This is a genomic window from Aeromonas sp. ASNIH7, from assembly GCF_002903485.1.
Lineage (GTDB): Bacteria > Pseudomonadota > Gammaproteobacteria > Enterobacterales > Aeromonadaceae > Aeromonas > Aeromonas caviae.
Map to the genome: position 1 here is coordinate 1,931,460 of NZ_CP026226.1, position 12,495 is coordinate 1,943,954.

At 60.9% G+C, this 12,495-nt stretch carries 8 protein-coding genes and 1 pseudogene; 6 read left to right on the forward strand and 3 right to left on the reverse strand.

From position 1 onward, the window contains the following. Positions 1-2: 2 nt before the first annotated feature. Together C2U47_RS09165 and rfaD are read right to left on the reverse strand one after the other, a co-directional pair. Positions 3-1,765 (reverse strand): annotated as a pseudogene (locus tag C2U47_RS09165) (polysaccharide deacetylase family protein). 49 nt (positions 1,766-1,814) lie between these two features. Continuing rightward, positions 1,815-2,774: an ADP-glyceromanno-heptose 6-epimerase gene (rfaD, locus tag C2U47_RS09170; RefSeq protein WP_039041134.1), complete on the reverse strand. Its 960-nt coding sequence runs from the start codon at positions 2,772-2,774 to the stop codon at positions 1,815-1,817. A gap of 154 nt (positions 2,775-2,928) precedes the next feature. On the opposite strand from rfaD, the gene C2U47_RS09175 reads away from it, so the two are divergent. From C2U47_RS09175 to C2U47_RS09195, 5 genes are all read left to right on the forward strand, one after another. Then, a complete protein-coding gene (locus C2U47_RS09175) occupies positions 2,929-3,573 on the forward strand; it encodes a TetR/AcrR family transcriptional regulator (RefSeq protein WP_010672429.1) in 645 nt (214 codons plus the stop codon). A 183-nt stretch (positions 3,574-3,756) separates the two neighbouring features. Next, positions 3,757-4,947 carry a glycine C-acetyltransferase gene (locus tag C2U47_RS09180; protein WP_103261596.1) on the forward strand — a complete coding sequence of 397 codons (1,191 nt, stop codon included), beginning with the start codon at positions 3,757-3,759 and terminating at the stop codon, positions 4,945-4,947. A gap of 89 nt (positions 4,948-5,036) precedes the next feature. Further along, a complete protein-coding gene (gene tdh, locus C2U47_RS09185) occupies positions 5,037-6,062 on the forward strand; it encodes an L-threonine 3-dehydrogenase (protein ID WP_010672427.1) in 1,026 nt (341 codons plus the stop codon). Positions 6,063-6,282: 220 nt separating this feature from the next. Further along, on the forward strand, positions 6,283-6,735 hold the full coding sequence (locus tag C2U47_RS09190) for a c-type cytochrome (RefSeq protein ID WP_039041132.1): 453 nt from the start codon (positions 6,283-6,285) through the stop codon (positions 6,733-6,735). 84 nt (positions 6,736-6,819) lie between these two features. Beyond that, entirely contained in the window at positions 6,820-9,123 is a 2,304-nt protein-coding gene (locus tag C2U47_RS09195; protein WP_049636418.1) for a putative bifunctional diguanylate cyclase/phosphodiesterase, read from the forward strand. Here C2U47_RS09195 and rep read toward each other — a convergent pair. Then, positions 9,110-11,122 (reverse strand): DNA helicase Rep, encoded by a 2,013-nt coding sequence (rep, locus tag C2U47_RS09200; RefSeq protein WP_049636417.1) that lies wholly within the window; start codon positions 11,120-11,122, stop codon positions 9,110-9,112. The genes C2U47_RS09195 and rep overlap by 14 nt on opposite strands. Positions 11,123-11,274: 152 nt before the next feature. Between rep and C2U47_RS09205 the strand changes: the two genes are divergently transcribed. Continuing rightward, positions 11,275-12,495: an aminotransferase class V-fold PLP-dependent enzyme gene (locus C2U47_RS09205; RefSeq protein WP_049636416.1), complete on the forward strand. Its 1,221-nt coding sequence runs from the start codon at positions 11,275-11,277 to the stop codon at positions 12,493-12,495.

The window sequence follows — 12,495 nt, forward strand, 5'->3', positions numbered from 1 at the left end:
TGTCAGGTTTTTCGGAAGACATAGTTGCCACGGATCTTGCGCCACAGACCGAACATGTCTGTGCGGGGGAAGATGGCGATCCGGCGGATCTGGAACGGATCCCGGTGCATGGCTCTGGGGCCGCTGTTGGTGGCCACAGCATAGCGATAACCGGCGGCAACGGCCTGGGATTTTGCACTGTCGTTCAGATCCCCGTAAGGATAGGCAAACGAGATCAGGGGATGGCCGAGCAGCTGCTCCAGCCAGGCCTTGTTGGCCTGGATCTGGTGGGCCTGCTCCCCTGGGGGGAGCGTGCTCAGGCGGGGGTGAGTCAGGGTATGGCCCCGATCTCCACATGACCGGAGGCCACCAGTGCCTTGATTTCGTCCGGGGTCATCAGGGTCACCGGGGTATCGGGGTGCGTCGGATGTTCCACATCCCAGCGATTGTGATCCTCACCGGTCACCACATAGACCACCGCCTTGTAACCATACTTTTCCAGCAGCGGCAGCATGCGGGTGAGGTTGTCCCGATAGCCGTCGTCCACGGTGATCATCAGGTACTTCTTGCCGTATTGCAGCCGGTGGATGAACCCGTTCTCTGCCAGGTCGGCAAATGTCAGCGTCTCGTAGCCCAGCCACTTCATCAGCTTGAGGTGCTTCTCGAACATGGCGACCGGGAGCCAGGTGCCATGCACTCCCTTTTCGCTCTCGTGCTCGATGAAGCGGTGATACATGATGACCGGCATCTCCCGGCGCAGGGTCTCGACCACGGCATCCTGATAGACGGATTCCAGCCCGGTCACGACGCCTTGCAAATCATACTCTTGCAGGATCCGTTGACGCACTGGGTCTGGCACCACCTTGGAGGCTAGCGCCGAAGGGATCTGCGCCTTCAGACCAGCAAAGTCGATGGCCAGATCCCTGGGGCCGATGTCGCCGAAGTTGCTGGCAAGCGCCTCGTCCAGATTCTGCTCCGTCACCAGACCGATGGCCCTGGCTTCGCCGATGGCAAACGCCGGACGACCGCACAGCAGCGCCTCCATCGCCACCCGACCGGCACCGATCACCAGATCGCAGCCCGCCATCAGGGCGGGCACATCGTCCACATAACCGACGAAGTCGACCTTGTCCTGAAAACGGGCAAAACGCGCCGGCACCTGGGTGCCGCTGACGACGCGCACCCGGCAGGCTTCCAGATCCAGTACCTCGTCCAGCAACCGGTAGCAGAGCTCCCCCTTGGGACCGCTCAGCCGACCAATGATGGCGATCACCGGCTTGTCGTTGTCCGGTATCGGCACGGGCTGGAACTTGTCGGTCTCGATGCCGTTGCGCAGCACCTGCACCATGGCCTGGTCCACCCCCAGGTTGTCGATGATCTGGCTGGCGATATCCTCGCACACTGCCACCGCCCGATAGCCCAACGCATGGAATGCCTTGCGGGAGGCGTGTACCGGCTGGCGCCCGTGCACCGTGGTGATCATAGGGGTGCCGGTCAGCTTGCAGGCGACGTAGCTGCTCCAGCCCGAGGCGCGCGAATGGGCATGTACAAGCTGGATCCTGTGCTTGCGGATCAGATAGATGAGATAGAAGACGTGCCAGAAGCGGCGCAGGATGCTGCGCTTGTTGAAGCGCAACCGAAAGACCGGTCCCAGAGTCGGTTTGGTCAGGGTGTCAGAGACGTAGAAAACCTGGTGGCCACGGCGGGTCAGCTCGTTGCCGACCGTGGTGGCATAGACCTCCGCGCCCGTCACTTCGAGCTGGGAGAGAGCCATCAATATGTTCATGCAAGCGCATCCGATCGACGGGTGGCCAGAGCCACCCGCCAGAGGGGGATCAAGCCCGGTTCAACCAGGCCATGTAATCGGCCACGCCTTCGGCCACAGTCTTGAACTCGCCGTCATAGCCGACGCCGCGCAACTTGGTGAGATCCGCCTGGGTGAAGCTCTGGTAGCGACCCTTGAGGTGATCCGGGAAGGGAATGTATTCGATGGCGCCTTTCTGGTGATGCCTGATCACGGCTTCCGCCACGTTCTGGAACGGCTCAGCCCGACCGGTGCCGCAGTTGAAGATGCCGGAGTGCTGCGGATTCTGCCAGAACCAGAGGTTCACCTTGCAGACGTCGTCCACGTAGATGAAGTCGCGCATCTGGCCGCCATCCGGGAAGCCGTCACAGCCCTCGAACAGCTTGGGATTGTCACCCTGCTTCACCTGGGTATTGAGGTGGAAGGCCACGGACGCCATGGAGCCCTTGTGCTGCTCGCGGGGACCATAGACGTTGAAGTACTTGAGACCCACCACCTGGGAGTTGATCTCCGGCATCCAGCGACGCACGTACTGATCGAACAACTGCTTGGAGTAGCCGTAGACGTTGAGGGGCTGCTCGAACCTGGGATCTTCGATGAAGTTGTCGTTGCGCCCACCATAGGTCGCGGCGGAAGAGGCGTAGATGAAGGGGATTTCCCGTTCGATGCAGTAGTGGAACAGATCCTTGGAGTACTCGTAGTTGACCTCCATGATGAACTTGCCGTTCCACTCGGTGGTCGCGGAACAGGCGCCTTCGTGGAAGATCACCTCGATGCCGTCATCCCACTCCTCGAATTCGTCACCGGAGACGATCCGCGCCTGGAACTCGTCCTTGTCCATGTAGTCGGCGATGGTGAGGTCGACCAGGTTGACGAACTTGGTGCCGTCGGTCAGGTCATCAATGACCACGATATCGGTCCGTCCTTGAGCGTTCAGCTGCTTGACCAGATTGCTGCCGATAAAGCCAGCACCGCCAGTTACTACGATCATGGAGTTTGCCTCGCGTACGTTGTGGCCCCGTGTGACTGCCTGTTAAAGCTGTGTATAGTGGGCCAATTTGAAATTGCCGAAAAGTTTATCACGGGCCGCAAGGGGATTCGACCTCGATGACTTTTCCCCTTCGGGCTCGGCAGAGGGACCAGCGATGAAGACCAGAGACAGGATCATCCACAGCGCCACCGAGCTGTTCAACGATCAGGGCGAGCGCAACATTACCACCAACCACATTGCCGCACACCTTGGCATAAGCCCGGGCAACCTTTACTACCACTTCAGAAACAAAGAAGACATCATCCACTCCATCTTCGATCAGTACGCCCGCCACCTGAGCGACAGCTTCACTCCGATCCGCAGCAGCGAGATCCGGCTGGAGGATCTGATGGGCTACCTGGATGCCATCTTCTATTTGATGTGGCAGTTCCGCTTCTTCTACGCAAACCTGCCGGACATCCTGAGTCGCGACGAGCTTCTGCAGCAGAAATACCTCAAGGCACAGGAGCAGCTCCGTGCCACCGTGGAGACGCTGCTCAGAAGCCTGCGCGAAGGCGGTATCATCGCCGTCAGCGATGAAGACCTGCCGGATCTCGGCCAGACCATCAAGATGGTCGTCACCTGCTGGATCCCGTTCCAGATCGCCCAGGCCCCGGCCACCCGCATCACCAAACCCCTGCTCTACCAGGGGGTCTTGCGGGTGCTGTTTTTGCTGCGACCCTACGTGCAGCCACAGGTGGCCCCCCAGATACATCAACTGGAGCAACATTATCACCAACTGGCCCAACCAGCCGGGTGAGATCTGTTTCACAATTGTTGATTATCAGCATAAAAATTTGAATTTATACGCAGGGATTACAGTAAAATGTTGCCCATTCTAGGGTCTGTCGGCGTTTCGTCGCGACCGTGACGACGCCGAACCGTGCGGGTTGCACGGCCCGGGATCCTGATAACACAGTCGATACAGCAATGAGGACCGAGGATGTCTAACGGATTCTATCGTCACCTGACCGAACAGCTCGAACAGGTCAAGGCGGAAGGGCTATACAAGCAGGAGCGCATCATCACCTCGGCCCAGCAGGCCCAGATTGCGGTGGGCGGCGAGCAGGTACTGAACTTCTGTGCCAACAACTACCTGGGGTTGGCCAACCACCCCGACCTGATTGCCGCCGCCCATCAGGGGCTCGAGAGCCACGGCTTCGGCATGGCCTCCGTGCGCTTCATCTGCGGTACCCAGGACCAGCACAAGGCGCTGGAGCAGAAGCTGTCCGCCTTCCTCGGCACCGAAGACAGCATCCTCTACTCCTCCTGCTTCGACGCCAACGGTGGTCTGTTCGAGACCCTGTTCGGTGCCGAAGACGCCATCATCTCCGACGCCCTCAACCATGCCTCCATCATCGATGGGGTGCGGTTGTGCAAGGCCAGGCGCTATCGTTACGCCAACAACGACATGGCCGAACTGGAAGCCCAGCTCAAGCAGGCCGATGCCGACGGCGCCCGCTTCAAGCTGATCGCCACCGACGGCGTCTTCTCCATGGATGGCGTCATCGCCGACCTCAAATCCATCTGCGATCTGGCCGACAAGTACGATGCGCTGGTGATGGTGGATGACTCCCACGCCGTCGGCTTCATCGGTGAGAACGGCCGCGGCACCCACGAATACTGCGAGGTGATGGAACGGGTCGACATCATCACCGGTACCCTGGGCAAGGCGCTGGGTGGCGCGTCCGGTGGCTACACCTCCGGCAAGAAAGAGGTGATCGACTGGTTGCGTCAGCGCTCCCGTCCCTACCTCTTCTCCAACTCCCTGGCACCCTCCATCGTCTCGGCCACCATCAAGGTGATCGACATGCTGGCCGAGGGTCACGACCTGCGTGCCCGCCTCAAGGAGAACAGTGCCTACTTCCGCGAGCGCATGAGCGCCGCCGGCTTTACCCTGGCCGGTGCCGATCACGCCATCATTCCGGTCATGCTGGGGGATGCCAAACTGGCCGCCGAGATGGCGAGCCGCATGCTGGCCGCCGGTATCTACGTGGTGGGCTTCTCCTTCCCCGTGGTACCCAAGGGTCAGGCGCGCATCCGGACCCAGATGTCCGCCGCCCATACCCGGGAGCAACTGGACAAGGCGATCGATGCCTTCATTCGCATCGGTCGCGAGCTCGGTGTGATTTGATCACATGGCTGGCTGATTAAAACGGGGGCCAAGGTTGGGCCCCATTTTATTACCCTCTGTACCCGGCATGGCGCCGTGAGGAATCTGTCATGAAAGCACTCTCCAAACTCAAATCCGAAGTCGGCATCTGGATGACCGATGTCCCGGCTCCCGAACTCGGCCACAACGATCTGCTCATCAAGATCCGCAAGACCGCCATCTGCGGCACCGACATGCACATCTACAACTGGGACGAGTGGGCCCAGAAGACCATTCCCGTCCCCATGGTGGTAGGGCACGAGTATGTGGGAGAGGTGGTCGCCGTCGGCCAGGAAGTGCGCGGCTTCGCCATCGGCGATCGCGTCTCCGGCGAAGGCCACATCACCTGCGGCCACTGCCGCAACTGCCGTGCCGGTCGCACCCACCTGTGCCGCAACACCATTGGTGTGGGTGTGAACCGCCCGGGATCCTTCGCCGAATACCTGGTGATCCCGGCCTTCAACGCCTTCAAGCTGCCGGACAACATCCCCGATGAGCTGGCCGCCATCTTCGATCCGTTCGGCAACGCCGTGCACACCGCCCTCTCCTTCGACCTGGTGGGTGAAGACGTGCTCATCACCGGCGCAGGCCCCATCGGCATCATGGCCGCTGCCGTCTGCCGTCACGTTGGCGCCCGTCACGTGGTGATCACCGACGTCAACGAATACCGGCTGGAACTGGCCCGCAAGATGGGCGCCACCCGTGCCGTCAACGTGGCCAAGGAGAAGCTCTCCGATGTCATGGAAGATCTCGGCATGACCGAAGGGTTCGATGTGGGGCTGGAGATGTCCGGGGTGCCCAGCGCCTTCCAGGACATGATCGACAAGATGAACCACGGCGGCAAAATCGCCATGCTCGGCATTCCTCCCTCCACCATGGCCATCGACTGGGGCAAGGTGATCTTCAAGGGACTCTTCATCAAGGGGATCTACGGCCGCGAAATGTTCGAAACCTGGTACAAGATGGCAAGCCTCATCCAGTCTGGCCTGGATCTCAGCCCCATCATCACCCATCACTTCCACATCGACGACTTCCAGCAGGGCTTCGAAGCCATGGGCTCGGGCAAGTCCGGCAAGGTGATCCTGAACTGGGATTGACGACACGCGAGGGGCGCCTGGGCAATCAGCGCGCCCTCTCTTGTTCGGCCTCACGAAACCCGGCACATGCCGGTTTTTTTTTATGTGGGATCACCCCTTCCCGCTCTACCACTTTGTTTGCAGATTGCTTAACACTTCACACACAAGCGTTTAAATGGCTGTAACTATTCGGTTATAATCCCGTCGTTTTCTGGGGATAATAAGAGCCTGCTGGGAGTACATGAGCGTGTTGAAAAAACTGAGCTATTTGCTGGCTGCCGGGATGGCGGCCGCCACTCTGTCCGGCGCCGTCCTTGCCGCCGATGACATGTCGACAGAGGCCATCGCCGAGCGTATTGCCCCGGTTGGCCAGGTTTATACCGCCAAGGATCTGGAAGGTATTGCGACAGCTGCGGCGGCGCCTGCGGCAGCCTCCTCCGGCCCACGTGACGGCGAGACCGTGTTCAAGGGTGCCTGCTTCGCCTGCCACGATACCGGTGCCGCCGGCGCCCCCAAGCGAGGTGACAAGGCCGCCTGGGAGCCACGCATCGCCCAGGGCTTCGACACCTTGCGCAAACACGCCATCGAAGGCTTCACCGGCAAGGCTGGCATGATGCCACCGCGGGGGACCTGCGCCACCTGCAGTGACGAAGAGATCGAGAACGCCATTCACTACATGATCGACAAGCTCTAAGTAATTGAAAGGGCTCCTCTTGCAGCCCTTTCAATCCCATCACTTCCGACTACGCTTGAAGGTAAGTTTTTTCGGGAGTGTTGCATGTCAGTTCAGCCCACCACACCGCCAGACTCGCACTCCTTGCTGGCGGTCGTCTCCTCCATCATGGATTTCCCCGCCCCCGGCATTGCCTCCCCCGAGGATTACGCCCGACTGGTCGGCCTGCTGGACACACTCTGCCCTCTGCAACATTTCGCCATGCTGGGGCTGGCCGACGGGGGGCTGAACTGGCGCTACACCTATCAGCTTCCCGACGTGTTCAAGCAACAATTGGGACGGGAAGAACCTCGCCTCACCGAACAGCTCACCCGGCTCGATGAAGGTCAGGGCTGGTGCGTGCAGCCTGTGGAGCATATCGACGTGCAGTGGTTGCTGGCACGCAGCACCCCGGAGCAGGCACCCACCCTGAGGCTGCTGCTGGAGTGCCTGGCCAAACGCCTGCACGAAACCCAGACCGGTACCCAGCTGGCGGGGCAGGCCTCCCCTCTCATGCAGCGGGATCCCCAGTGGCAGGAGAAAATCGAGAAGATCGGCCGAGTGATGCGCCTGGCTCACAACCTGCCTCAGCATGCCCTGTTTGCCCAGTTGGAAGCTGTGTTGCGCCAGATGCTCTCGGTCAGCGACATGTTGCTGATCCGGCTGGAAAACCAGCGACTGGAGCGACTCTATCCACCACACCTGACATACGACGATGACATCATTCGGGCCATGTGCCACAGCACCAACAGCGTAGAGCGCCATGAAGAGGGGCTTTACTGGTACAGCCTGCCCCTGCGCCAGCAGCAGCAATACTTTGCCCACCTCATCCTCAACATGACCCGGCCTCTGGAAACCGATGACAGGCTGTTCCTCGATTTCCTGCGCCATCAGCTGACCCTGTTGCTGGAGCTCAAAAGGGTGCGACAGCAACTCGATGAGCTCAACTCGGAGGAGTCCATCAACCAGCGACTCCAACAGCTGCGCCAAACCAACTTGAGGTTGCAGAAACGGCTCAAGCATCATCAGGAGCTGGAGCGGCGGCTCCAGTTCAATGCCCTGCACGACCCGCTGACCCAGTTGCCAAACCGGGCGCTGCTGATGAATCACCTGCATCATGCCATGACCCGCTACCGCCGTTACCAGACAGCCGGCTTCACCCTGATTTTCGTCGATGTGGATCACTTCAAGCAGGTCAATGACGCCCTGGGCCACAGTGCCGGCGATCAGTTGCTGCAGGAGCTGGGCAGCAGGCTGCAAGGCTGCATCCGGCAAAATGACATGGTGGCGAGGCTCGGAGGGGACGAATTCGTCATCTATCTGGACAACAGCCAGCGGGAAGAGGACATCAGCCCCGTGCTCAATCGCCTGATTGGCCGTATCGGCCATCCGTTCCGGCTCCAGGGCAACGAACTGACCATCACCGTCAGTCTGGGGGTCGCCAGCGTGACGGAGCAAACGGCCGATGTCAGTGAACTGCTGCACCAGGCAGACCTCGCCATGTACCAGGCCAAGCGCAACGGCCGCAGCCGCATCGTCATGTATTCGGAGGCCTGTACCGAACAGGCGGGGTCACCGGAAGAGCGGCTCTTCAGAGCCTTGCGGGAAGGGCGGATTGTGCCCTACTTCCAGCCGGTGATCAGGCTGTGTGACAGCCGCCTGGTCGGACTGGAGGTGATGGCGCGCTGGATAACGGAGGAAGGGGAGCTCAAGGATGCATTCGACTTCATTCCTCTGGCGGAACAGTGCGGCCTCATTCAGGATCTGGACCGCCAGATCCTCAAGCGCACCTGCCAGCAACTGAAGCTTTGGCAACCCGCCTCCGGGGTCGGTCGTTTCAGGATAGCCATCAACCTCTCCGGCAAGCACCTGGCCAGCCACGAGCAGATCATGCAACTGCTCACCATCATGGAGGAGGAGGGTGTCATCCCCGCATGTTTCATCTTTGAGTTCAACGAACGCGAGCTCTCCCGGCAGAGTGCCGACTCCCTCACTGCCCTGCATGAACTGAGGGCGAAAGGGATCCAGGTCAGCCTGGATGACTTCGGCACCGGCTTCTCTTCCCTCAACGCCCTGTTTCACTTCCCGGTGGATTACATCAAGGTGGACGATAGCTTCACCCATCGCATGTTGAACTCACCCAAGGATCTGGCGCTTATCCGCGCCATGCGGGACATCTGCCAGGACCTCGACTTCACCCTGGTGGTCGAGGGGATCGAAAATCAGCAGCAGTTGCAAAAGCTCATCGAGCTTGGCTGCGCCCTCGGGCAGGGGCGCCACATCTCGCCCCCGCTGCCGGGAGCCGATATTCCCCCTCTGCTGGGTCAGGCTTCTCGAGAGACCAAGCCTTCCGACCTCAATCCTTCTTGAACAGGGCCCGCAGGTTGGCGACACCAACCTGCCCCTTCTGCTGGCGCTCCTCGGCCGTCACCTTCTTCTGGTTTTCCCACTCCAGGTCATCCTGGGGCAGCTCCAGCAGGAAGCGGCTCGGCTCCGGCCGCACCGACTCGCCAAACTGGCGGCGCTCCTTGCAGAGAGTAAAGGTCAGTTCGGTCTGGGCCCGGGTGATCCCCACGTAGGCGAGGCGTCGCTCCTCCTCCACGTTGTCCTCGTCGATGCTGGTCTGGTGGGGCAGCAGCCCCTCCTCCATACCCACCATGTAGACATAGGGAAACTCCAGTCCCTTGGAGGCGTGCAATGTCATCAGCTGCACCTGATCCGCCTCATCCTCCCCTTCGTTGCGCTCCATCATGTCCCGCAGGGTGAGCCGGGTAACCACCTGAGCCAGCGTCATCGACTCCTCCAGCTCATCCCCTTCCAGCATCTCGCTGATCCAGCGATAAAGGGTGGAGACGTTTTGCATCCGCATCTCCGCCGCCTTCGGACTGGGGGAGGTCTCATAGAGCCACTCCTCGTAATGGATCTCCTTGATCATGTCCCGTACCGCCTCCACCGGATTGCCGCGCAGCGCCTGATCGCCAAGCCTCACCAGCCAGTTGGTGAAGGCCTGCAGGGCGGATAGACCGCGTCCGGAGAGGTGTTGCTCCAGCCCCAGCTCGAAACTGGCGGCAAACAGGCTCTTGCCACGCTGGTTGGCGTACTGGCCCAGTTTTTCGAGGGTGGTGGGGCCTATCTCGCGGCGCGGCAGGTTGACCACCCGCAGGAAGGCGGTGTCCTCGTCCGGGTTCACCAGCAGCTTGAGGTAGGCCATGATGTCCTTGATCTCGGTGCGGGAGAAAAACGATGTGCCACCCGAGATACGGTAGGGAATGCGGTTGGTCATCAGCGCCTTCTCGAAAATGCGCGACTGATGGTTGCCCCGATAGAGGATCGCGTAATCCTTGAACCGGGTGCGGTTCATGAACTTGTGGCCCATCAGCTCGGCGGCGATACGCTCCGCCTCGTGCTCCTCGCTCTTGGCAAACAGCACCTTGAGCTTCACCCCCTCGTCCAGCTCGGAGAAGAGCGCCTTGTCGTAGACGTGGGGGTTGTTGGCAATCAGGATGTTGGCGCACTTGAGGATACGCCGCTTGGAGCGGTAGTTCTGCTCCAGCTTGATGAGCCGCAGATTGGGGAAATCTTCGTTCAGCAGCACCAGGTTCTGCGGCTTGGCCCCGCGCCAGGAGTAGATGGACTGGTCGTCGTCCCCCACCACGGTGAAGCGGGCCCGCTCGCCGACGATCTGCTTCACCAGCTCGTACTGGCTGGTGTTGGTGTCCTGGTATTCGTCGACCAGCAGATAGCGGATCTTGTTCTGCCAGCGCTCGCGCACCTCCTGATTGCTCTTGAGCAGCAGGGTCGGCATCACGATGAGGTCGTCGAAATCCAGCGCGTTGTAGGCCACCATCTGGCGGTGGTAACGCTCGTAGAGCTGGGCCATCAGCACCTCTTCCGGCCCGCGGGCGATGCGCATGGCCCGGGCAGGCAGGATGAGGTCGTTCTTCCAGTTGGAGATCTGGCTGATGAGGGCCGAGAGCTTGTCCTTGTCGTTGTCGAGCTCCGCCTCGGTCAGCTCCTTCAGCAGCGCAAGCTGATCGGTGTCATCAAACAGGGAGAAGTTCGCCTTGAGGTTCAGGCTCTTGTGCTCGCGGCGGATGATCTCAAGCCCCAGAGTGTGGAAGGTGGAGACCATCAGCCCCCGCGCCTCCTTGCGACCCAGGGTCTGACCGACCCGCTCCTTCATCTCCCGAGCCGCCTTGTTGGTAAAGGTGACCGCCGCTATGTTGCGTGCGTTGTAGCCGCACTGCTGTACCAGATAGGCAATCTTGTTGGTGATGACGCGGGTCTTGCCCGATCCGGCACCCGCCAGCACCAGGCAAGGGCCGGAGACATACTTGACCGCTTCATTCTGATTGGGGTTGAGCTTCATGGGCCGGATCTCTTGGCTTATGATGAGGGGCGGCATTGTAGCAGAGATCCCGCAGGCAGCCGAAACCGGGCACGGGATCCCGCCACTTCATCTTGTGTTTGCCCGCCATTTTCCGGATCATGACCGACTTTTCCAGACGAGATGAGGGGAGCATGAATCAGCAACAGCACGCCCGGCTGCGCGGCCAGTTTCCGGCGTTGGCGCAAGAGGTCAACGGCCACCCTCTGGTCTATCTGGACAACGCCGCCACCACCCAGAAACCGCAAGCCGTGCTGGATGCGATCAATCACTACTATCGGGCCGACAATGCCAACGTGCACCGCGCCGCCCATGCCCTGAGCGGCCGGGCCACACGCGCCTTCGAAGATGCCCGCGAGACGGTTGCCCGCTTTATCAATGCCCCTCGCAGCCACGAAGTGATATGGACCCGTGGCACCACGGAGGCGATCAATCTGGTGGCCCAGAGCTGGGGGATGAGCGAGCTGAGGGCGGGGGATGAAATCGTGCTCAGCACCCTGGAGCATCACGCCAATATCGTCCCCTGGCAGCTGGTCGCCCAGCGTACCGGTGCCGTCGTCCGGGTCATCCCCCTCGATGAGCGGGGCGATCTCGACATCGCTGCCTATCTGGCCCTGCTGGGACCACGTACCCGACTGGTGAGCGTGGCTCACGTCTCCAATGCCCTTGGCACCGTCAATCCAGTCAAAGAGATGGTGGCAGCGGCCAAGGCAGTCGGTGCCCTGACCCTCATCGACGGTGCCCAGGCAGTGGCTCACTTAGAGGTAGATGTGCAGGCCATCGGCTGCGACTTCTACGCCTTCTCCGGCCACAAGCTCTATGGCCCGACCGGCATCGGCGTGCTGTGGGGCCGCACTGAGCTATTGGAGCGGATGCCCCCCTGGCAGGCCGGCGGCGAGATGATAGACAAGGTCAGCTTCAGCGGCACTACCTTCAACACCCTGCCCTTCAAGTTTGAAGCTGGTACTCCTCATATTGCCGGCGCCATCGGCCTGGCCGCAGCCATCGGCTTTGTGATGGAGCAGGACAGGGACTCACTGGCCAGCCATGAAGCAGCGCTGACCGACTATCTGATTGCCGGACTGCAACAGGTGCCAGGGCTGCGTCTGGTCGGCGAACCCGGTCAGCGCGCCGGCGCCGTCTCCTTCCTGCTGGAGGATATCCACCCGCAGGACGCCGCCACCCTGCTCGACATGCAGGGCATAGCCCTGCGGGTCGGCCATCACTGCGCCATGCCGCTGATGGAATCGCTCGGTATCGGCGGCACGATGCGTGCCTCGCTGGCCTGCTACAACAATCGGGACGATGTGGACGCCCTGCTGGCCGCCCTGCACAAACTCAGTGACTTCTTCTAA